Below are 20434 nucleotides of genomic sequence, written 5' to 3' on the forward strand. Positions count from 1 at the left end.
GGCTACCGGATCAGGTTCGGCCGGTAGCGCACGCGGGCGCGGCGTTCGCTTGGAAGGTGGCGGTTCAGGCGCCGATTGATCAGGCTGAAGACGGTGATGACGATCAGCGTCAGGATGATGAAGAATATGGCCACGATCGGATAGGGCACGAAGGGGTTGAAGGTCCGGTCCGCGAAATAGCTGGCGTAATAGAGCGCATCGCCTTGCTGGCGGAAGGCAGGGAAGCCCGAGAAATAGACCAGCGTCGTGGCGTGGAAGAGGAAGATCGCCTCATTCGTATAGGCGGGCCACGCGAGCCGCAGCATAGTCGGGTAGACGACCCGACGAAAGCGCTTGAACCCCGACATGCCGTAGACATCCGCCGCCTCCAGATCGCCCTTGGGGATCGAGCGCAGCGCGCCATAGAAGATCTCACCGGCATAGGCGGCGGTGTTCAGGAACAGAACAATCAGTGCCCCGAGCCAGGCCTTGGCAAAGGGATCGGTCAACCAGCTTATGTCGAGCGTGCCGATTTCCTCGGGCAGGCGGACCAAAGCGAAATAGGCCAGGAAGAACTGGATGAAGAGCGGCGAACCCCGGAAGACGAAGATGAACCACTCCGCCGGTTTGCGCGCCCATTTCGCGTGGCTGTTCTTGGCCACGGCCAGCGTGACGGCGAAGAAGAACCCAAAGAACAGCGCCAGCACCCCGAAATAGATATTCCAGATCATGCCCGAGCCGATCAGGGTGACCTGTTCGCACAGGCTGATTTCACCCCGCGGCAACAGGCGTTCGCCATATCCGAGCGAGCGGAAGGCATAGGCCTGAACGGTTTCCCAACAACTCATGCCGCGGCCTTTCTTTGCGCTTCACCGCCAGCGGTGGCCTGTCCGTGGCTAAGTCGGCGGGTGATGCGGCCAAGCACGATTTCCGACACGCGGGTGAAGCCGAGGTAGAAGACCAAAAGCGCCAGGAAATACCAGAGCCGCCAGTCGGGATGCGGATAGGCATATTGCGAGGTGCGGCTGCCACCCAGTTCCCGCGCCCAGTAGACGATATCCTCGACCCCAAGAAGGAACAACAGCGGCGTAGCCTTGATCAGGATCATCCAGAGGTTGGATAGGCCCGGCAACGCGTAGATCCACATCTGCGGGACAAGAATGCGCCAAAAGGTTTGGCGCCGGGTCATGCCATAAGCCTCTGCGGTTTCAAGCTGTGCGCGCGGCACCGCCCGCATGGCCCCGAACAGCACATTCGCCGCGAAGGCCCCGAACACGATCGAGAAGGTGAAGACCGCGATGAAGTAGTTATAGACCTCGTGCACCCATTGCGGGGCGGAGCTGAGCGGGATTTTCGCCGCCTGGCAGACCACGAAATTCGCGCCCTGGCGAATGGGTTCGTCCCAGTCGGGGCACTGGATCTGGTGATTGACCCATTCCAGCGCCTGATCGAGCGCGATCACGAAGAAGAGGAAAAAGGCGATGTCCGGCACGCCGCGCACCATCGAGGTGTAAAGCTTGCCCATCCAGCTGATCGGCAGGATATGCGACCGGCTGGCAGAGGCCCCGATGAATCCGAAAGCCAGCGCCACTGGGGCGGTGATGGCCAACAGCAGCAGCACTGTCAGGAAGCTCTGATAGAACAGCATATGGACGCCGTTGGTCAGGTAACAGGCGAACCATGGGGCAGTGTCAAGCGTGGAAGGATCGGCGCAGAACTCGAACATCGGACCTCGCAGGGATTGGCGCACGGCAGGACGAACCCGCCGCGCGCCGGGGTCGGATTATTCGTAGGTCGGCACGTCGTCGCCGAACCACTCAACGAGCAGCGCGTTCAGCGTGCCGTCTTCCTTCATCGAGGTGATGGCCGCATTGAACATCTCGCGCAGCTCGCCATCGGTTTCGCGCAGGCCCATGCCCACACCACCGCCAAGCGGCACAGGGTCGCCCACGACCATCAGCTCATCATCTTCGTCGGTGATATCGGTGAGGAAGTCGATATCTGCGAAGACGGCGTCGGCCTCACCGTTGCGGACGGCGGCCACGGTTTCATCGGGGGTCGCGTATTCCAGCAGGGTGGCGCCGGATTCGGCGATATAGCCCGACTGGATGGTGTTGGCCTGCGCCGCGATCACGCCGGTGGCAAGGTCCACATCATCGGACAGGGCCACATAGATCGACGGGGTCGGCGGGATATAGTCCTGGGTGAAGTCGATGACTTCATCCCGTTCGTCGGTGATCGACATGCCGGCGATGATGGTGTCGTAGTTGCCCGAGGTCAGGTTGGGGATGATCGAATCCCAGTCATTGGTGACCCATTCACAGGTGAGACCCGCACGGGCGCACAGTTCGTCGCCCAGAACACGCTCGAACCCGTCGACTTCGCCATCATCGTTGATGAAGTTGTACGGAGGGTAGGCGCCCTCGGTGCCCATGCGGATGGTGCGGCCATGGCCGTCGGCGAATGCCGCGCCTGCCGTCAGCGCCAGGATGGCGGCGGAAAATGCGATTTTTTTCATTGTCTTACTCCCAGTTGGTTGTTGGTTTTCGTCATTTCGACGTGGTGTGGCTGAGGAATTGTTGCAGGCGTTCCGATTGCGGATTGCCGAACAGGTCCTCGGGGTTGCCTTCTTCTTCGATCTTGCCCTGATGCAGGAACACGACATGGTCCGACACATCACGGGCCAGCCGCATGTCATGGGTGACGAGGATCATGGTGCGGCCCTCGGCAGCGAGGTCCTTGATGACCTTGACCACCTCCTGTTCCAGTTCCGGGTCGAGCGCAGAGGTGGGCTCGTCGAACAAAAGCGCGCGGGGGCGCATGCACAGCGCCCGCGCAATCGCCGCCCGTTGCTGCTGCCCGCCCGACAGCTGCGCAGGCCAGGCATCGCATTTGTCGCCGATGCCAACCTTGTCGAGATACATGCGCGCGTCTTTCTCCACCTCGGCCTTGTCGCGGCCAAGCACGGTGACCGGCGCCTCCATCACGTTTTGCAGGATGGTCATATGCGCCCACAGGTTGAACTGCTGGAACACCATGGACAGGTTGGTGCGGATGCGGCGGATCTGGTCGCGGTCCGCCGGGTGGCGGCCATGGCCGGAGCCTTTCCAATGCACCTCCTCGCCCTCGAAGGCGATCACGCCCTCCTGGCTGTCTTCCAGTAGGTTGGCGCAGCGCAGAAGCGTGGACTTGCCCGACCCCGATGACCCGATCAGCGACACCACGTCACCCGCGCGGGCCCGCATGTCGACGCCCCTCAGAACGTGCAGATTTCCGAAACTCTTGTGTAGTCCCGTGATTTCGATGACGGGCGGTGCTTGGTCTGTCACTCTATCGTTCCCTGTGGACCTCAGCGATTTCTGCGCAAAAATGGCGTAAATGCAATGCGCATCTGTCGGGTGACCTCGGGTCCACCCGTGGATTTGCCCGTCATTGCGGCAGATCGTCGGGATTTGGCGGCACCGGCAGCGCCATGTAATCGGCAAGCGGAATGCGGGCGAACCCGGCCAGTCCGAGCGTTTGGCGGTCAGGATCGGGGAGCGCGGAAAGTGCCGTTTGCAGCGCAAGGATGAGCGGCTCCGGGTCGCGGCCCCGGGCGGTGATCAGCGGCAGGGCCGGGGTGGGGGCGGTGCGATCGCGTTCGACAAGCGCCTTGAGGTCGGCTTCATAGCGTAGCAACAGCCGCCAGGTTTGTGCGTCGATGGCGGCCAGATCGGCCCGCCCCTCCAGAACCGCGCGGGCAGACATTGCGTGGCCGCCCGACAGGATCGGCCGGGCGGGGGTGAGGCCCAGATCGGCTGCGTAGCGACAGAGCGCCCCCCATCCTGATTGGCTCAGCCCCTCGTTGATCGCGATACGGCCTTTCAGAAGCGCCGTCATCGGGGTGTCTGAATGCTCGGCCCGGGTGATCAGGACCGAGTTGTAATGTCCCGGCGCGCAACCGGGCAAGGCGAAATCCGGTGTGGCGACCAGTTGCACCTTGTCATGGAGCCGCGCCCTCAGGGGCAGTCCGCAGGTCTGCGACAGCAGCAGGTCGGGCGATTGCCACAGGTTCCAGGGGCTCGCAAACTCCCGCGTGAGCACCTCGGGCGCATCAATGCCAAGGTCGCGCAGAGCATCGCGGGTCAAAGCCCAGAAGCGGTCCGTCTGGTCCCGCATTTCCGGGCGGTCATACATGGGCAGAGAGGCATGCATCGGGTCTATCCAAGAGTCTGGGCGCAGGGGCCGAAGGCAAGGTCGTCAATCGCGATGCCGCCGGGATCGGTGTTTTCGAGTGTCAGCCCGGCGATGGTGGACCGGCTGTCAGCGCTGCGCAAGCCATGGGCCGACATGCCGAGCGGCAGGTGAAACGAGAGCTGGCCCAGACGGGTTCCCTCGCGGCCATAAACAGTCAGAAGAACCTCACCACGAGCGGTCGCATAAGCGCCAAGCGGGTCCGGATAATCGCTGTGCACCCGCATTCCAACCTGACAGATATCCTCGTCGAACAGCACTGCAATGCTGCCTTCGCCCCGCGATTCAATGGCGGGAAAGCCTGCGGGGCCAAGGGGATAGACCGCCATCGAGCCGAAGCCGCGATGCGTTGCCACCGATAGCCCCCTGCCTGCGGGGCCGGTGACCAGCGTCAGCGGACCGAAGGGCCGCCCCCCGAGCCGGTCGAAGCCGTTTTCGGCCCAAATGCGCTGCCCGGCAAAGCCGGTTCCCATGCGTCCCCCTGCAAAGGCAATCCCGTGATCGACGGAATAGCCGGGTTCCGCGCGGGGCGGCAGGATCTCGAAATCGACGATGGCGAGCGCGTCTCTCAGTATGGCGGGATAATCGGCAGGTTCGACACCTTGCGCTAGGGCAGGCGTGGCCAGAGCCAGACTGGCCAGCAGCGCCCGCAGCACGGCTTAACCCCGCGCTTCGACCCGTTGGCGGGCCAGCGCGCTGTCGCGGTCATTGACACCCAGAAGGTTGGTTGTCATGCGCATCAACGCATCCTCCTCGTGGTCGCGCACCCCATCGGCAAGCACCACGGCCCAGAGCGCCTCGATCACCGCTTCGCGGTCCTCGTAGGGCACGGCATCCTTGATCGCGCGGGTGAATCGGACGGTGTCCGGGGCTTCGTGCTCCAGCCGTTCGGCCTGCGCGCGCAACTTGGCTGCTTCGACCGGGTTCAAGCCATGGCGTTCGGCAAGGATCTTGTCGATGCGGGCTAGTTCCCGTTCATCATAGTGACCGTCGCTCTTGGCAATGCGCACCAGCAGGGCGGCAAGCGCGAGCCGTGCGTCCAGCTCTGGCAGGGGGGCGGGTTCCGGGGCCGTCAGGCGTCTTATGAGATCTCCGAACATATTTCCCAGATAAGCGGATGTCTCACGACTGCCAAGTCCAAAGGTTCAGTCCAGCGGTGGCATGATGTGGCCGGACATGACCGGCACGGCGCTGCCAGCAACCTGGATGGCGGTGATCTTGCTGCCCGAACACGCGACCCTCAGCCCGATTTCCGAGGGGCGCCCCATCTCTACCCCCTGGATCAGGGTGAAGGCGGTGCTGCCCTCCGGGTCCAGATCGCCACCCGCCAAAAGCTGCGCCGCGAAGATGGCCGAGGCCGATCCGGTGGCGGGATCTTCCGGGATGCCATGATCAGGGGAAAACATGCGGGTGCGGAACGTATGGTCGCCCGCAGGAGTGTACAGGAACACCGATTCGTTGGTGTTGCGGGCCAGTTCGGCCCAGGCCGCGCCCGTGGGCTTGGCGGCGGCCAGCGCATGGGGGCCGGCCAGTGGCACGAACAGAAAATCGGGCCCGGCCTTCCAGACCCGCGGCACATGGCTGCCATAGCCGATCTGTCCCGCCGACAGGCCAAGCGCCTTGCCGATCAGTTCGGGGCTCGTGTCGCCACCAAGCGGGGCGGGCAGTTGCGGCGCGGTGAATTCCGCCCGGATCTGCCCGTCACGGCTGCTGACAGTCACGGGGACCAGTCCGGCCACTTCCTCCAGCGTGATCAGATCGTCCCAATCCGCGCCCTCGTTGCGCTGCCTGGCCAGATGAATGGCGCAGCCGATGGTGGGATGACCGGCAAAGGGAATCTCGGCCGTCGGGAAGAAAATGCGGACCTTGGCACTGTGTTCGGGGTCGTCGGGCGTCTGCACGAAAATGGTTTCCGACAGGTTGAATTCCCGCGCCATGGTCTGCATCTGCGCCGTGGTCAGCCCATCGGCCTGCTCAACGATGGCCAGCGGATTGCCGGTATAAGGCCGGTCAGTGAAAACATCGCAGGTGGCGAAGGGCAGGGCAGTCATCGGGCAGGCCTTTCCATGGGAAGCGTCCAATCAGTTGGCGCTGAAAGCGGCTTGGGATGCAAGACAAAGAAAACGGGCGGGGCATTGCTGCACCCGCCCGCCGAAGTCGCGAGGATGTGGGATCAGAAGTGGAAGGCGACGCCGATCGACAGGGCGGTGCGGTCCAGTTCGGCCCCGGCGGGGACGCCCGTGCCCGACAGGTCCAGAACCGAGTGGCTCAGCTCGATGCGGCCGGACATCGTTTCGGTAAACATATGCTCGACACCCAGACCGAAGACCGCGCCGTCAAGATCGGGCGTGACCGCAGAGGTCGAGATGGCGAGATCGCCGGTCTGATAGCCCAAGCGGCCATAGATCATCGTGTTGTCAAAGACATAGCCGGCGCGGGCGCTGATCGTCATCATGTTTTCGAGATCGACGACGGTGGCCCCGCCGGACACATTGTGACCGCCGGAGGCCCCGAAGCTCAGTTCGCCGCCGACAACCCAGTTGCTGTTCAGGGCATGGTTGTACCCTGCGAACAGCTCATAGCCCACAGCGTTGCTGATCGAGGAGGCCGAGAAGTTCGGGTCGAGCCCGACAGAGCTGATGGCAAGACCGCCATAGAAGCCGTCGAAGCTGGTCGCGTCGGCATGGGCCGAGGAGGCGGCAAGAGCGGCGGCGAGGGCAATGGCGGAGGCAAGGGGGGTAAAGGTTTTGGTCATGATAAAAGTCCTTGGTCGTTTATGGCCTATGGCGGTGATGAGAAGCTGCTGAAATGGCTTTCAAGGATAGGTCGTTGCAGGCCGGGTGACGGTTCAAAGACAGTGACAGAAAAGTTAACCCCCGCTCCGGACAACCGGGCGAGGGCAGAATTTTTCATTTAATTCAGTCAGTTGATCGTCATACGAGGCGCGAGTTTTCCTTTGCGGCGCGCACGAAATCGCGGAACAGCGGGTGCGGCTCGAACGGTTTCGACTTCAGCTCTGGGTGAAACTGGACGCCGATGAACCACGGATGGCCCTCATGTTCGACGATCTCGGGCAGCGCGCCATCGGGCGACATGCCGGAGAAGATCAGCCCCTTTTCCTCCAGCGCCTCACGATACTTGATATCGACCTCATAGCGGTGGCGATGGCGTTCCTCGATCGCGCAGGAGCCGTAAACTTTCGACACCAGCGACCCTTCTTTCAGCGTCGCGTCATAGGCGCCGAGCCGCATGGTGCCGCCCTTGTCGTCATCGACCTTGCGTTTCACCGTGTAGTTGCCCTGCACCCACTCCTTGAGGTGATAGACCACAGGGGTGAATCGTTTCTTGCCGGATTCATGGTCGAACTCTTCCGACCCGGCATCGCCCAGATCGGCAAGGTTCCGCGCCGCTTCGATTACCGCCATCTGCATCCCCAGACAGATGCCGAGATAGGGCACCTTGTGTTCGCGGGCAAACTGCGCGGCCTTGATCTTGCCCTCGGTGCCCCGCTCGCCAAAGCCGCCGGGGACGAGGATCGCGTCGAAGGCTTCCAGATAGGGCACCGGGTCTTCGCGGTCGAAGATCTCGGCGTCGATCCATTCGGCCTTGACCTTCACCCGGTTGGCCATGCCGCCATGGGTCAGCGCCTCCTTGATGGACTTGTAGGCGTCTTCGAGCTGAACGTATTTGCCGACGATGGCGATGCGCACCTCGCCATCGGTGTTGTGGATGCGGTCCGCCACGTCATGCCAGACGCTCAGATCCGGGCGCGGGGCGGGCGAGATGCCGAACGCGTCCAGTACCGCCTGATCGAGCCCCTCGCGGTGATAGGCCAGCGGTGCCTCGTAGATGGAATTGAGGTCATAGGCCGCGACCACCGCCTCCTTTCGGACGTTACAGAACAGCGCGATCTTCTCGCGTTCCTTGTCGGGGATCGGCTGCTCCGAGCGGCAGACCAGCACATCGGGCGCGATGCCGATGGATTGCAATTCCTTGACGCTGTGCTGCGTGGGCTTGGTCTTCAACTCACCCGAGGCGGCCAGATAGGGCAGCAGCGTGAGGTGCATGAAGATACATTGCCCGCGCGGCTGGTCGTGGCTGAACTGGCGGATGGCCTCGAAAAACGGCAGGCCCTCGATATCGCCCACGGTGCCGCCGATTTCGCACAGCATGAAATCAACGTCGTCTTCGCCAATCGCCAGGAAGTCCTTGATCTCATTGGTGACGTGGGGAACCACCTGAATGGTCTTGCCCAGATATTCGCCGCGCCGCTCTTTCTCCAGCACGTTGGAATAGATTCGGCCCGAGCTGACGGAATCGGTCTTGCAGGCGGGAACCCCGGTGAAGCGTTCGTAATGGCCGAGGTCCAGATCGGTTTCAGCCCCGTCATCGGTGACGAACACCTCGCCATGTTCAAAGGGCGACATGGTGCCGGGATCGATGTTCAGATAGGGGTCGAGCTTGCGCAGCCTGACTGTGAAGCCACGGGCTTGCAACAGCGACCCCAGAGCCGCGGATGCCAGACCTTTCCCGAGCGAGGACACAACCCCGCCGGTGATGAAGATGTATCGCGCCATGTGGTGCAATCCCCCGTGCCGGACCGGTCAGCCAAATACGGCAAATCCCGGTCGCTCAATCCCTATTTCACGGGATTTGAGGATAACAGGATTCGCACGGTCAGGGCAAGCCGGCCGCTAGATGGTGTTTGAATAAGGGCCGTAACCCCAAGATTTATTGAGATCAGTCAGCGCGCGGTGGAACCAGCGGCGCATCGGTTTCAGCGGGCGGAAGCAACGGACCGTCCCCCGGAAGGGCCGGAACCGCGGTGTCTTCCGAAGATTCGGCAGGCGCTGCCCCGATGCGGTCGAGCACCGAGCCGCCAGAAGAATTCTGGGCGGCAATGATGGTAAGGGTCAGCGAGGTGGCCAGAAATGCAATCGCGAAGATCCAGGTGATCTTGCCAAGTGCCGTTGACGCCTGGCGCCCGGTCATTGCGCCGCCACCGCCACCACCCATGCCGAGACCGCCACCTTCGGACCGCTGTAGCAGAACCACACCAATCAGACAGATGGCCAGGATCAGGTGGACGACGAGGATGACGTTTTCCATGTGGGCAGCTTCCCGGGCCTTGCATTCTTTGGAGCCTACTTATGGGATGCGTCAGGCCGCCGCAAGAGCCTTCACCATGCAGTTGCAGCACGAATTGCCGGGAATGTGCGCTCGACCGGGCTGTGCCGCGCGGGGCTGCGTCCATTCGGGCCACACTTTCCGGTTTCACAGGCGCAAGGCCATCGCTATACACGGCCCGGTTTGATCAGGAAGGAACCTCGGACATGGCCAATGTGGTTGTCGTGGGCGCCCAGTGGGGCGACGAAGGCAAGGGCAAGATCGTCGACTGGCTGAGCGAGCGTGCAGACGTCATCGCCCGGTTCCAGGGCGGGCATAATGCCGGCCATACGCTGGTCATCGACGGCAAGGTCTACAAGCTGCACGCGCTGCCTTCCGGCGTAGTGCGCGGCGGCAAGCTTTCCGTCATCGGCAATGGCGTGGTGCTGGACCCGTGGCACCTGATGAACGAGATCGCCACCGTGCGTGAACAGGGGGTGGAGATCACGCCCGAGACCCTGATGATCGCCGAGAACACGCCGCTGATCCTGCCCATCCATGGCGAGCTTGACCGCGCCCGCGAAGAGGCCGCCAGCAAGGGCACCAAGATCGGCACCACCGGGCGCGGCATCGGCCCCGCCTATGAAGACAAGGTGGGCCGCCGGTCCATCCGTGTCGCTGATCTGGCGGATGAGGCCACCCTGATCGCCCGCGTTGACCGCGCGCTGCAACATCACGACCCGCTGCGCCGTGGGCTGGGGATCGACCCCGTCGACCGCGACGCGCTGATCGCTGCGTTGAAAGAGATCGCGCCGCAGATCCTGCCCTTTGCCGCGCCGGTCTGGAAGGTGCTGAACGAAAAGCGCCGTGCCGGTAAGCGTATCCTTTTTGAAGGCGCTCAGGGGGCGCTGCTGGATATCGACTTCGGCACCTATCCCTTCGTGACCTCTTCGAACGTCATCGCCGGACAGGCCGCGACCGGCGTGGGCATCGGCCCCAATGCGATTGATTTCGTCCTGGGCATAGTCAAGGCCTACACCACCCGCGTCGGCGAAGGCCCGTTCCCGACCGAGTTGGAGGACGAGGACGGCCAGCGCCTTGGCGAACGCGGCCACGAATTCGGCACCACCACGGGCCGCAAGCGCCGCTGCGGCTGGTTCGATGCCTGCCTTGTGCGCCAGACCTGTGCAACAAGCGGCATCAACGGCATCTCGCTGACCAAGCTCGACGTTCTGGACGGGTTCGAAACCCTGAAAATCTGCGTGGCCTATGATCTGGACGGCGAACGGCTGGACTATCTGCCCACGGCGGCGGATCAGCAGGCCCGCTGCACACCGATCTACGAGGAAATGCCCGGCTGGTCGGAATCGACCGAGGGCGCGCGGTCCTGGGCCGATTTGCCCGCCAATGCGATCAAGTATGTACGCCGGGTCGAGGAGCTGATCCAATGCCCCGTCGCGCTTCTGTCCACCAGCCCGGAGCGGGACGACACGATCCTCGTGACCGACCCGTTTGCCGACTGATGGCGCTGTCCTACAAAGCGCGGCGCCGCTGGTCGCTGATCATTCTGCTGGTGGGGCTGCCGGTCTATATCGGGCTGGCCTGGTTCCTGCTGAGCCTGTTTGACCGGCCCTCCATCCTGCTGGAACTGGGCATCTATGTTGCCCTCGGCATCCTGTGGGCGCTGCCCTTCCGCGCCATCTTCAAGGGCGTGGGACAGGCCGACCCCGATGCCGGGCACGACGAAAACCCGGGCGACTAGGCCCGGGCGCGGTTTCGCGTGAGATGCTGCCGGATCAATCGTTCGAATAGGGCGAGCGTGGCGATAGCCGGAACTGACCGCGCCGGATCTTCTCGATCTGGCCGTCATTGAGAACCCTGCCAAAGGCGCGGATCGCCTCTTCGCGGGTGACGCTGTCGCCGGGGCGGTCCTGCACCATGCGGATGACTTCCGAGCGGCTGAAGACCTGCTGACCGCGCTGCACGGCCAGAAAGCCGCAGGCAGCCGAGGCCACTTCGGTGAGGTCCTCGATGTCCTTTTCTTGCAGGAAGGCGTGAAAGCTCTGGTCCGTGTCGAACAGGTTTTCCTCGGGCTCGGGCATGCGCGTCACGCGATCATTCGCGGCCAGCGTCAATGGCGCGGCCTGATCCTCGTCCCGGTCCTCCTGCTGCGCATGGGCCAGGGCGGCCCCACCACGGGTCACGCGGCGCGGGCGCACGATGCTGGCCTGCGGGGCGGGGCGGTTGTTGCCCTCGTCGACGCGCTGTTCGGACACCAGAACCAGCGGGGTCTGGCGCGGCTGTTCGCTGGCCGGGCGGTCGGACCGGCGACGGCCGTTGTTCTGAACCCGGCGCGGGCGCATGACCTGCGCCAGATCTTCGCGATACTGGGCGGTATCGTCGCGCGGCTCCTGAGGGCCGGTCAGCTGTTCTTCGGCGGCACGGGCCGCGACGGCGGCTTTCAGGTGTTCGATATTGGCCCGGCGACGGGTGCTTTCATCGGTGGACAGGTGGCTGTCGGTTGCGTCGAACAGGCGGCTGACATTGGCCTCGGCCACATCGCCGCCGCTCATGTGCTGGCGGCGGGCTTCGCGTTCGGCGCGGCGGGCTTCGCGTTCGGCTTCTATCTGCGCCAGCTCGCGCTGCAACTCGGCTTCTGCATCCGGTGCCAGGGTGGCGTCCTCCTCGGCGGGAACGTCCACCGCAGCCGTTTCCTCCGTTGCGGCGGGGCTGGCATCAGCGGTTTCGGGCGCATTCTGTGCCTCGGGCGCGCGGCCACGGATCACCCAGACACGCGGGGCTCGGGCGGGCGCTTGTGCTGACGCGGGTTCAGCCTCGGGGGCGTCCTGTTCGGCTTCGGCGGCGACAGGTTGGGATTCGGTCACGGCCTCCGGGGCGGTATCTTCTGCCGCTTCAGCGGCCGGACCATCGGAAAAAGGGTCGCTATCATCTTCGTCCTCGCTGTATCCGGTCGCGGGAGCGGCCTCTTCGTCCTCTTCCATGGCCACGACGCGGCGGATGCGGGCCAGCTTGGCGGCCACGCTGTCGGGGTCGGGATAGCTGTCCTCGGCGGGTTCGCGTGCCGTCTCGGACAGTTCTTCAACGACCTCTTGCGCCTGATCCGAGACCTCTTCCGCCAGGGTGGTGGCGGTGTTTTCGATTTCCTCGGCGGCGTCTTCGATCACGTCATCGGCGGCAGCGATGCTGTCCGCCAGTGCGGCAGCGATATCCTCTGCGGCGTCGTCTGTGTCGTCTTCGGTCTCGGCAATGGCTTGCGGGGCTTCGGCGGCATCATCTTCCAGATCGTCATCCGAAACCGTCGCCATGGCCTGCATCACGGCGGACAGCGTGTCCTCTCCGGCTTCGCCGGGTTCGGCGGTGTCGGGCAGAGCGTTTTCGGCCCCGGACTCCGCTGCGTCCACTGTGGCCTCTTTTTCGGGCTCTTCGCCGGCAGCAGCCTCGGCAGGATCTGCCATGGCAGCGGCAAAGGCGGCACCGGCCATTGCAGCGGCTGCGGCGATGGAATCGCTGCGGGGGGCCTCTGCCTGCGGTTCGGCCTCTGCATCTGCAACTGCTTCGGGCTGGTCGTTTATGGCGGCGACAGCGTCTGCCTCGGATTCTGCGTCAGCGGTTTCCCCGGTCTCCGCTTCGTCGGCGGGTTCCTCCACGGACGGGGTGCTGTCCGCAACGACTGCTTGCGTCGCATCCTCTGCCGCGGGGTCCTCTACGGACTCGGCCTGATCATCTTCAGCAGCGTCATCTTCTGCAGCAGGCGCATCCCCGGCTTCCGCGGCCTCTTCGCGCATTTCCGCCGGCTCTGCTTCGGCCTCTGGTGCTTCCATCTCGGGCGCAGCATCAGTATCAGCGTCTTCCGCGTCAGAGATTTCCGCCGCCATTTGCGGAGCCGCAGCCTCCGTCACATCGCCCGCATCCAGCGGTTCCGCGTCATCTGCATCACGATAGGCCGAGGGGCGCAGCAGCAGGCCACTTTCCATGATCCGCGCATCGACGCGGGCCTGGATGGCGTCTTCGGTGATCCGGTGCAGCATCTCGGTGTCGGGGGTCGGGGGTTCCGCCCCGAAGAACCTGTCACCAGCGGCGAGATCACGGAAATATTCCGCAATGGCCTTCATTGCTTCGAACGGATTGTCGAACCCTTCCAAGGTGCAGGAGAACGTCCCGTAGGATACTGTAAGGATCTTGTTTTCGTCGCTCATGGCTCAATCTCTGCTCGTCCGAGTTCGATCCCGGAATTTACCATCTTGAGAAAAGGTGTAACAAACCTATTCCAGCCAAACGGGACGGCATTGGGGCCATTCAGTGATTTCTGACGCGAAAAACGGCGAGAATTTGGAAAGCGCATCTGGGTCCTTCCGATATGACACTTTGGTGACAATATTGGGCGGTGGCGACGTTAGCACAGGTGATCTTGCCGATTCCTTGAGAAAAGCGCCAGTGCTGGTGGCGGCCGATGGGGCGGCCGACCGGGCGCTGGAACTGGGATATGTGCCCGATCTGGTGGTTGGCGATTTCGATTCCCTGTCGGCAAGGGCCCGCGCAGAGTTGCCTGCGGACAGGTTGATTCACGTGTCCGAGCAGGAAAGCACCGATTTCGAGAAGGCGTTGGCCCGAATCGATGCACCCGGCGTGCTGGCGCTCGGGATGACGGGACGGCGCACCGATCATGAACTGGCCGCCTGGCACACACTGATGCGCTGCACTGTCCCGCGCTGCATTGTCGTGGCCGAGCAGGATATCGTCTTTCTCTGCCCGCCCGCCTTGCGGCTGGCGCTGCCCGTCGGGACGCGGCTGTCCTTGTTTCCCATGGCTGCCGTCAGTGGCAGTTCGGACGGGCTGCAATGGCCCATTGACGGCATTGCCTTCGCGCCGGGGCGGGCCATCGGCACCTCGAACCGGGTGGTGGCCGAAGAGGTGTGCCTTGAGGTTGATGAGCCTGCGATGCTGGTGATCCTACCAAAAGAGCACCTTCCCGCGGCGGTTTCGGCGCTGTTCTGAGGGGTTTTTCCCTCGCACCGCGCGGCCTGCTTGTGTAATAGCCTCGTGACGGAACCAAAACGGGCAAGCCGATGACCGCAGAGCTCTCTCCTATAGATAAAGCCAAGTTCGTGGCCGCCAAGCGGGCGGTGGATTATGTCGAGGACGGCATGCGCGTCGGGCTCGGCACTGGATCGACCGCCGCATGGATGGTGCGCTGTCTGGGCGAAATGGTGCGCGAAGAGGGCATTCGGGTGACCGGCGTGGCCACCTCGACCCGCACGGCCGATCTGGCGCGGCAGGTCGGTGTGCCGATTTCCACCCTCGATGAGGTCAAGTGGCTGGACCTGACCATTGACGGAGCCGACGAATACGATCCGCATCTGAACCTGATCAAGGGCGGTGGCGGCGCGCTGTTGCAGGAAAAGATTGTTGCGACCGCGTCGGATCAGATGATCGTGATCGCGGATGCGACCAAGCAGGTGGAAACGCTTGGCGCGTTCCCTCTGCCGGTGGAGGTGATCCCCTTCGGCTGGCAGACCTCCAAGGCGCTGATCGAGGAAATGCTCGGCAATCTCGACGTTCTGGGAACCACGACCTCGCTGCGTCTGGCCAATGACCAGCCCTTCCGCACGGATGAGGGCAACTTCATTCTCGACCTGCATTTGCGCCATATTCCCAACCCGCAACAGCTTTCTCTGGTGCTCAACCAGATCCCCGGCGTCGTGGAAAACGGGTTGTTCCTGGATATCTGCGATATCGTGATCATCGGCGCGGGCGATGGCAGCGTCGAAGTGCGCGACATCAATAACGGCACCGTCGAACACGAGCAGATCGACATCATCGACACCGATAACCTGTTCTTGGACGTCTCGGACTGATGCACGGGGGCTTGTGCGCTGATGCGTATGGCCTTTTCGCAGGCAAACCCCTAGCTGCGGCACGTCACAAACAGCGATTGAGGAGCAGGCCATGAGCCAGTTTGACTATGATCTTTTCGTCATCGGCGGCGGCTCTGGCGGCGTGCGCGCGGGCCGGATCGCGGCGGAACATGGCGCGCGGGTCGGACTGGCCGAGGAATACCGCATGGGCGGCACATGCGTCATTCGCGGCTGTGTGCCCAAGAAGCTGATGGTCTACGCCTCGGGCTATCCGGGTCAGGTGCATGATGCCGCCGCCTATGGCTGGGATGCCGAGGTGCACGGGTTCAACTGGACCAAGTTCCGCGCCAAGCTGGACGCTGAGCTTGACCGGCTGGAAGCGGCCTATCGCGGCAATCTGGACCGGTCCGGCGTGGTGACGCATAACGCCCGCGCGGTGTTGAAAGACCCCCACACGGTGGAACTATCTGATGGCCAGACCTTCACCGCTGCACATATTCTTGTCGCTACCGGCGGCTGGCCCTTCGTACCGGACTTCCCCGGCTCTGACCTCGTGATGACCTCGAATGAGGTGTTCAAGCTCGACCGCCAGCCCGAAAGCATCCTCATCGTTGGCGGCGGCTATATCGCCTGTGAATTCGCCGGCATCTTCAATGGGCTCGGTACAGAAGTGACCCAGTTCTATCGCGGCGCGCAGGTTCTGCGCGGCTTCGATGACGAGGCGCGCGGTCATGTGGCCGACGCCATGCAGGCCCGCGGGGTGGAGCTGCATGTGGGCACCGACGTGCTGGAGATGAAGGCCGTGGAGGAAGGCATTTGGGTCAAGGCCTCCAACGGGATGGAGCAGGTCTTCGAAAAAGTGCTCTATGCCACGGGCCGCAAACCCAACAGCGCCGGTCTTGGGTTGGAAGAGATCGGCGTTGATATGGGCCGCAATGGCGAGATCAAGGTCGATGATTACAGCCAGACCAACATCCCCTCGATCTTCGCCGTGGGCGACGTGACCGACCGGGTGAACCTGACCCCGGTGGCGATCCGCGAAGGCCACGCCTTTGCCGATACCGTCTTTGGCGGCACGCCGCGCAAGGCTGATCATGACCTGATCCCCTCTGCCGTGTTCACGCAGCCGGAACTGGGCACCGTGGGTCTGACCGAGGAACAGGCGCGTGACGAAGGCCCCATCGAGGTCTATTCCGCCGCCTTCCGCCCCATGCAGACGCTCTTTGCCGGGCATGAGGAACGGGTGCTGATGAAACTGATCATCTGCGCCGATACGCGCAAGGTTCTGGGCGTGCATCTGGTGGGCGATCATGCGGGTGAATTGATCCAACTGGCGGGGATCGCCGTCAAGATGGGGGCCACGAAAGAGGACTTCGACCGGACCATGGCGGTGCACCCGACCATGGCCGAGGAACTGGTGACGATGAAAACACCTGTGCGCACGGCTTGATTTTCCGGGCCAAGGGGCACAGGTAGCGTATGGAAACGGGTGCGCCTTCCGGGCGCGCTCACGCAATAACAAGGGGTAGAAACCGGCATGGCTGGACATTCTGGCGGACCCTGGGGCGGCGGTGGCGGCTCCGGTGGCGGAGGAAACAGGGGAAATGACGATGACAATCGCGGCGGGCGACGCCCCGGCGAGGGTCAGCAGATCCCCGAAATTGACGAGATTGTCCGCAAGGGCCAGGAACAGCTGCGCGTCCTGATGGGCGGTCGTGGTGGCGGCAGCGGCGGTTCCGGCGGTGGCGAAGGCCCGCAATTCGGGCGCGGCACCGTGATCATCGGCCTCGTCGCGGCAGCGGCGCTTTGGGCCTACGCCTCGGTCTACACGGTTGCGCCGGAAGAACGCTCGGTCGAGCTGTTCCTTGGTGAACGCTTCGCGGTCCGCGATCCGGGCCTGAACTTCGCGCCCTGGCCGCTGGTCACGGCAGAGATCGTCGAAGTCACGACCAACCGGACGGAATCCATCGGAATTGCCCGCTCGGGCGGTGGTGACACAGGCCTGATGCTGACCACCGATGAAAACATCGTCGATATCGACTTCGAAGTGGTCTGGAACATTTCCGACCCCGAGGCCTATCTCTTCAACCTCGCGGAACCCGAGGCCACCGTGCGCGCCGTGTCCGAGGCCGCCATGCGCGAGATCATCGCCGCATCGCAACTGGCCCCGATCCTGAACCGCGACCGCCAGATCATCGCCGACACCGTGCAGGAATTGATCCAGACCACGCTGAACAGCTATGATTCGGGCATCAACGTGGTGCGTCTCAACCTCGACCGCGCCGACCCGCCGGTCGAAGTGATCGACGCCTTCCGCGACGTGCAGGCGGCCGAACAGGAACGCGACCGGCTGGAACGTCAGGCCGATGCCTATGCCAACCAAGTTCTCGCCGGGGCGCGCGGTGAAGCCGCGCAGTTGCTCGAAGAAGCAGAAGGCTACCGCGCTCAGGTCGTGAACGAAGCCCAGGGTGAGGCCAGCCGCTTCTCGGCGGTTCTGGCAGAATACCTGCTTGCCCCTGAGGTGACGCGCCAGCGTCTCTATCTCGAAACCATGGAGCGCGTGCTCGGCGGGATGGAAACGATCATCCTCGACACAGACGCCGCGGGTGGCACCGGGGGTGTCGTGCCCTATCTGCCGCTTAACGAACTTCGCAGCCGGGGGAACTGAGCCATGCGTAAGGCAACTTTCATCATCCCCGCCATCGTGATCGTCGTGGCGATCATTATGAGCTCGGTCTTTATCGTGGACGAACGCCAGCGCGCGCTGGTGCTGCGCTTCGGGGACATCCGGACCGAGATCGAGGAACCGGGCCTGAACTTCCGTATCCCGATCTTCGAACAGGTCGTGTTCTACGATGACCGCATCCTGTCGCTCGACACCGCGCCGATCGAGGTCACGCCTTCGGATGACCGGCGTCTGGTCGTCGACGCCTTCGCCCGCTACCGCATCATCGACACCCGCCAGTTCCGTCTGGCCGTTGGCGGCGGCGGTCTACGAGAGGCTGACCGGCTGCTGGAAGACATCCTGAACCCGCAGATTCGCGCGGTTCTGGGTGCCGATGGAGTCACGTCGAACACCATCCTGTCCTCGGACCGGGCCGAACTGATGCAGCGGATCACCCTTCAGGCCCGCGCCCTGGCCGCGCCGCTTGGTCTTGATGTGCTGGACGTGCGTCTGAAACAGACTGCGCTGCCGCTTCAGAACCTCGAAGCCACCTTCGCCCGAATGCGGGCGGAACGCGAACGGGAAGCCACCGACGAACGCGCCCGCGGTGAGGAAGCCGCACAGCGCGTCCGCGCCCAGGCCGACCGGACCGTGGTCGAGCTGGTATCGGACGCCAACCGCGAAGCCGAGATCATCCGGGGTGAGGCCGATGCCGAGCGCAACCGGATCTTCGCGGAAGCCTTCGGTCAGGACCCGGATTTCTTCGAATTCTACCGCTCAATGACCGCCTATGAACGGGCCCTGAACGGTGAGAACTCGTCGATTGTCCTGAACCCTGACAGCGCGTTCTTCGACTTCTTCGGGCAGCCCGGTGGCCGTGCCCCTGTGGTCGTGCCCGCGCCTGCGGAGTAAACGATGATCCAGACGATCCTCTGGGGGCTCGGACTGGTGCTTGTGATCGAGGGGCTGGCCTATGCGCTGGCCCCTTCGCTCATGAAGGACCTGATGCGGCGCATGCAGCACGAGCCGGAAGAGACCCTGCGAATTGCGGGGTTCGGCGCGCTGGTGATCGGCACCGGGCTCGCGGTGCTGAGCAACCTTCTGGGCGGCTGACCCCGCCAAGGTGAGCTTCGGTTTCGCCGTGGCTTCGCCACGTCGCCCCGGGCTCGCTCCTGCAAATCCGCTGCAATTGTCGGTGCCATGAAGACGCGGGGGGTTGTGTTCGAAGGCCAATGCCGGTTTCTGGGCTCAGTGGCAACAGGTGGGTCCGTATATGCAGACGCGGCAGGATGTGGCGGAGATGATCCGCGTGTTCGGGCGGATCGGGCTTCTGTCCTTCGGCGGACCGGCTGCACAGATCGCGCTGATGCATCGCGAGCTGGTCGAGCGGCGGGGCTGGCTAAGCGAGCGGCAGTTCCTCGGGGCCCTGTCATTCACCATGCTGTTGCCCGGGCCAGAGGCGATGCAATTGGCGACCTATGCGGGCTGGCGGCGGGATGGCACGCGGGGCGGGCTGATCGCGGGCGGGCTGTTCGTGGCGCCGGGGGCGCTGGTGGTGATGCTGCTGGCGGCGCTCTATGTCAGTTTCGGGCAGGTGCCGCTGGTCGCGGCGCTGTTCCTCGGCATCAAGGCCACCGTGATCATCGTTGTCATCGAGGCACTGCTGCGGGTCAGCCGCAAGGCCCTGAAGGGGCGGTTGGCCTATGGTTTGGCGGCGCTGGCGTTTCTCGGGCTCTTCGCCTTCAGCTTGCCATTTCCGCTGATCATCGCGGTCGCGGCGCTGCTTGGGGCATTGTTGATGGGCCGCAAGGCAGAAGACGCGGAAGCGCCGCCCGTATCCCTGATGCGCAGTCTGCGGACCGTCCTGATCTGGGGCGCTCTCTGGCTGGGGCCGCTGGCCCTGCTTTGGGGGATCGCCCCGGGCAGCCTGTTGACCGAAGTGGGGCTTTTCTTTTCCAAGCTGGCCGTTGTCACCTTCGGCGGGGCCTATGCGGTGCTGGCCTATATGGTGCAGCAGGTGGTGGGCGATTTCGGCTGGCTGACCACGGGGCAGATGATGGATGCGCTCGGGCTGGCGGAAACCACGCCGGGGCCTCTGATTCTCGTGACGGAGTTCGTGGGGTTCCTGGCCGGGGCCGGGCAGGGGGGGCTGGGGCTCGGCCTGCTGGCGGCCTGCGTGACGCTGTGGGTTACCTTCGTGCCCTGCTTCCTGTGGATCTTCGCCTTTGCGCCCTATGTGGAGTGGATCACCGCGCAGCCGCGTCTCAACGGGGCGCTGTCGGGGATCACGGCCGCCGTGGTCGGGGTGATTCTGAACCTGTCGATCTGGTTCACGCTGCACGTCTTTTTCACGGATGTCACGGCAACGGCGCTTGGCCCCGCCACGCTCTGGTTGCCAGATCTGTCGACAATCGACCCCGGCGCGATTCTGTTGGCGGGGCTGGCGGCTTGGCTGCTGATGCAGCGCAAATGGGACCTTCTGGCGGTTCTTGGCACCATGGCAGCGGCCGGAGCGGTGTGGAGCTTCGGAATTCTGCCCCTTTTCGGTTGACACCACATGGCGCAAGGGTAAAAG

At 63.7% G+C, this 20434-nt stretch carries 21 protein-coding genes; 9 read left to right on the forward strand and 12 right to left on the reverse strand.

Translation table 11 applies throughout. The features are described 5' to 3' along the window. Positions 1-2 precede the first annotated feature (2 nt). The 11 genes from ACOOEX_RS05945 to secG form a co-directional block, all read right to left on the reverse strand. Positions 3-827 (reverse strand): ABC transporter permease, encoded by an 825-nt coding sequence (locus ACOOEX_RS05945; RefSeq protein ID WP_420397563.1) that lies wholly within the window; start codon positions 825-827, stop codon positions 3-5. Continuing rightward, a complete protein-coding gene (locus ACOOEX_RS05950; protein WP_420397564.1) occupies positions 824-1705 on the reverse strand; it encodes an ABC transporter permease in 882 nt (293 codons plus the stop codon). The genes ACOOEX_RS05945 and ACOOEX_RS05950 overlap by 4 nt, the downstream gene beginning before the upstream one ends. A gap of 57 nt (positions 1706-1762) precedes the next feature. Beyond that, positions 1763-2497: a transporter substrate-binding domain-containing protein gene (locus ACOOEX_RS05955; protein ID WP_420397565.1), complete on the reverse strand. Its 735-nt coding sequence runs from the start codon at positions 2495-2497 to the stop codon at positions 1763-1765. Between the two features lie 31 nt (positions 2498-2528). After that, positions 2529-3308, reverse strand: coding sequence for an ABC transporter ATP-binding protein (locus ACOOEX_RS05960; protein ID WP_420397566.1), 780 nt, complete (start codon positions 3306-3308; stop codon positions 2529-2531). A gap of 100 nt (positions 3309-3408) precedes the next feature. After that, the gene (locus ACOOEX_RS05965) at positions 3409-4173 is read right to left on the reverse strand and encodes a phosphate/phosphite/phosphonate ABC transporter substrate-binding protein (RefSeq protein WP_420397567.1); all 765 of its coding nucleotides are present in this window, start codon (positions 4171-4173) and stop codon (positions 3409-3411) included. Between the two features lie 5 nt (positions 4174-4178). Next, on the reverse strand, positions 4179-4868 hold the full coding sequence (locus ACOOEX_RS05970; RefSeq protein ID WP_420397568.1) for a hypothetical protein: 690 nt from the start codon (positions 4866-4868) through the stop codon (positions 4179-4181). Positions 4869-4871: 3 nt separating this feature from the next. Beyond that, complete coding sequence (locus ACOOEX_RS05975; RefSeq protein WP_071688393.1) at positions 4872-5312, reverse strand: TerB family tellurite resistance protein; 441 nt, start codon at positions 5310-5312, stop codon at positions 4872-4874. 45 nt (positions 5313-5357) lie between these two features. Next, positions 5358-6263, reverse strand: a complete 906-nt coding sequence (locus ACOOEX_RS05980) for a PhzF family phenazine biosynthesis protein (RefSeq protein WP_420397569.1) — start codon at positions 6261-6263, stop codon at positions 5358-5360. A 122-nt stretch (positions 6264-6385) separates the two neighbouring features. Further along, positions 6386-6967, reverse strand: coding sequence for an outer membrane beta-barrel protein (locus ACOOEX_RS05985; RefSeq protein ID WP_420397570.1), 582 nt, complete (start codon positions 6965-6967; stop codon positions 6386-6388). A gap of 178 nt (positions 6968-7145) precedes the next feature. Then, positions 7146-8789, reverse strand: a complete 1644-nt coding sequence (locus tag ACOOEX_RS05990) for a CTP synthase (RefSeq protein ID WP_420397571.1) — start codon at positions 8787-8789, stop codon at positions 7146-7148. A 163-nt stretch (positions 8790-8952) separates the two neighbouring features. Then, a complete protein-coding gene (gene secG, locus ACOOEX_RS05995) occupies positions 8953-9321 on the reverse strand; it encodes a preprotein translocase subunit SecG (RefSeq protein ID WP_420397572.1) in 369 nt (122 codons plus the stop codon). A 224-nt stretch (positions 9322-9545) separates the two neighbouring features. Between secG and ACOOEX_RS06000 the strand changes: the two genes are divergently transcribed. Beyond that, positions 9546-10841 (forward strand): adenylosuccinate synthase, encoded by a 1296-nt coding sequence (locus ACOOEX_RS06000; RefSeq protein WP_420397573.1) that lies wholly within the window; start codon positions 9546-9548, stop codon positions 10839-10841. Further along, positions 10841-11080, forward strand: coding sequence for a DUF2842 domain-containing protein (locus ACOOEX_RS06005; RefSeq protein ID WP_420397574.1), 240 nt, complete (start codon positions 10841-10843; stop codon positions 11078-11080). The genes ACOOEX_RS06000 and ACOOEX_RS06005 overlap by 1 nt, the downstream gene beginning before the upstream one ends. A 34-nt stretch (positions 11081-11114) precedes the next feature. Here the strand turns inward: ACOOEX_RS06005 and ACOOEX_RS06010 are convergent, their stop codons facing one another. Beyond that, entirely contained in the window at positions 11115-13535 is a 2421-nt protein-coding gene (locus ACOOEX_RS06010; protein WP_420397575.1) for a hypothetical protein, read from the reverse strand. Positions 13536-13758: 223 nt separating this feature from the next. On the opposite strand from ACOOEX_RS06010, the gene ACOOEX_RS06015 reads away from it, so the two are divergent. From ACOOEX_RS06015 to chrA, 7 genes are all read left to right on the forward strand, one after another. Continuing rightward, positions 13759-14334, forward strand: coding sequence for a thiamine diphosphokinase (locus tag ACOOEX_RS06015; RefSeq protein ID WP_420397576.1), 576 nt, complete (start codon positions 13759-13761; stop codon positions 14332-14334). Between the two features lie 71 nt (positions 14335-14405). Next, positions 14406-15194 (forward strand): ribose-5-phosphate isomerase RpiA, encoded by a 789-nt coding sequence (rpiA, locus tag ACOOEX_RS06020; protein WP_420397577.1) that lies wholly within the window; start codon positions 14406-14408, stop codon positions 15192-15194. A gap of 91 nt (positions 15195-15285) precedes the next feature. Beyond that, positions 15286-16644 (forward strand): glutathione-disulfide reductase, encoded by a 1359-nt coding sequence (gor, locus tag ACOOEX_RS06025; RefSeq protein WP_420397578.1) that lies wholly within the window; start codon positions 15286-15288, stop codon positions 16642-16644. A gap of 87 nt (positions 16645-16731) precedes the next feature. Then, complete coding sequence (hflK, locus tag ACOOEX_RS06030) at positions 16732-17862, forward strand: FtsH protease activity modulator HflK (RefSeq protein WP_420397579.1); 1131 nt, start codon at positions 16732-16734, stop codon at positions 17860-17862. A 3-nt stretch (positions 17863-17865) separates the two neighbouring features. Next, the gene (hflC, locus tag ACOOEX_RS06035) at positions 17866-18771 is read left to right on the forward strand and encodes a protease modulator HflC (protein ID WP_420397580.1); all 906 of its coding nucleotides are present in this window, start codon (positions 17866-17868) and stop codon (positions 18769-18771) included. 3 nt (positions 18772-18774) lie between these two features. Then, entirely contained in the window at positions 18775-18972 is a 198-nt protein-coding gene (locus ACOOEX_RS06040) for a DUF2065 domain-containing protein (RefSeq protein WP_071688381.1), read from the forward strand. A gap of 160 nt (positions 18973-19132) precedes the next feature. Beyond that, on the forward strand, positions 19133-20410 hold the full coding sequence (gene chrA / locus ACOOEX_RS06045; RefSeq protein WP_420397581.1) for a chromate efflux transporter: 1278 nt from the start codon (positions 19133-19135) through the stop codon (positions 20408-20410). Positions 20411-20434: the final 24 nt, after the last annotated feature.

Origin of the sequence: Nioella sp., assembly GCF_965215655.1 — a bacterium.
Taxonomy (GTDB): domain Bacteria; phylum Pseudomonadota; class Alphaproteobacteria; order Rhodobacterales; family Rhodobacteraceae; genus Nioella.

Excerpts from the sequence above, each read along its gene's own strand:
- hflK (WP_420397579.1), top strand. The coding sequence starts at position 16,732 with ATGGCTGGACATTCTGGCGGACCCTGGGGCGGCGGTGGCGGCTCCGGT.
- ACOOEX_RS05945 (WP_420397563.1), bottom strand. The coding sequence starts at position 827 with ATGAGTTGTTGGGAAACCGTTCAGGCCTATGCCTTCCGCTCGCTCGGA.
- ACOOEX_RS06040 (WP_071688381.1), top strand. The coding sequence starts at position 18,775 with ATGATCCAGACGATCCTCTGGGGGCTCGGACTGGTGCTTGTGATCGAG.
- ACOOEX_RS05980 (WP_420397569.1), bottom strand. The coding sequence starts at position 6,263 with ATGACTGCCCTGCCCTTCGCCACCTGCGATGTTTTCACTGACCGGCCT.
- ACOOEX_RS05990 (WP_420397571.1), bottom strand. The coding sequence starts at position 8,789 with ATGGCGCGATACATCTTCATCACCGGCGGGGTTGTGTCCTCGCTCGGG.
- rpiA (WP_420397577.1), top strand. The coding sequence starts at position 14,406 with ATGACCGCAGAGCTCTCTCCTATAGATAAAGCCAAGTTCGTGGCCGCC.
- ACOOEX_RS06010 (WP_420397575.1), bottom strand. The coding sequence starts at position 13,535 with ATGAGCGACGAAAACAAGATCCTTACAGTATCCTACGGGACGTTCTCC.
- ACOOEX_RS05985 (WP_420397570.1), bottom strand. The coding sequence starts at position 6,967 with ATGACCAAAACCTTTACCCCCCTTGCCTCCGCCATTGCCCTCGCCGCC.
- ACOOEX_RS05975 (WP_071688393.1), bottom strand. The coding sequence starts at position 5,312 with ATGTTCGGAGATCTCATAAGACGCCTGACGGCCCCGGAACCCGCCCCC.
- secG (WP_420397572.1), bottom strand. The coding sequence starts at position 9,321 with ATGGAAAACGTCATCCTCGTCGTCCACCTGATCCTGGCCATCTGTCTG.
- ACOOEX_RS05950 (WP_420397564.1), bottom strand. The coding sequence starts at position 1,705 with ATGTTCGAGTTCTGCGCCGATCCTTCCACGCTTGACACTGCCCCATGG.
- ACOOEX_RS06000 (WP_420397573.1), top strand. The coding sequence starts at position 9,546 with ATGGCCAATGTGGTTGTCGTGGGCGCCCAGTGGGGCGACGAAGGCAAG.
- chrA (WP_420397581.1), top strand. The coding sequence starts at position 19,133 with ATGCAGACGCGGCAGGATGTGGCGGAGATGATCCGCGTGTTCGGGCGG.
- ACOOEX_RS06005 (WP_420397574.1), top strand. The coding sequence starts at position 10,841 with ATGGCGCTGTCCTACAAAGCGCGGCGCCGCTGGTCGCTGATCATTCTG.
- ACOOEX_RS05955 (WP_420397565.1), bottom strand. The coding sequence starts at position 2,497 with ATGAAAAAAATCGCATTTTCCGCCGCCATCCTGGCGCTGACGGCAGGC.
- ACOOEX_RS05965 (WP_420397567.1), bottom strand. The coding sequence starts at position 4,173 with ATGCATGCCTCTCTGCCCATGTATGACCGCCCGGAAATGCGGGACCAG.
- hflC (WP_420397580.1), top strand. The coding sequence starts at position 17,866 with ATGCGTAAGGCAACTTTCATCATCCCCGCCATCGTGATCGTCGTGGCG.
- gor (WP_420397578.1), top strand. The coding sequence starts at position 15,286 with ATGAGCCAGTTTGACTATGATCTTTTCGTCATCGGCGGCGGCTCTGGC.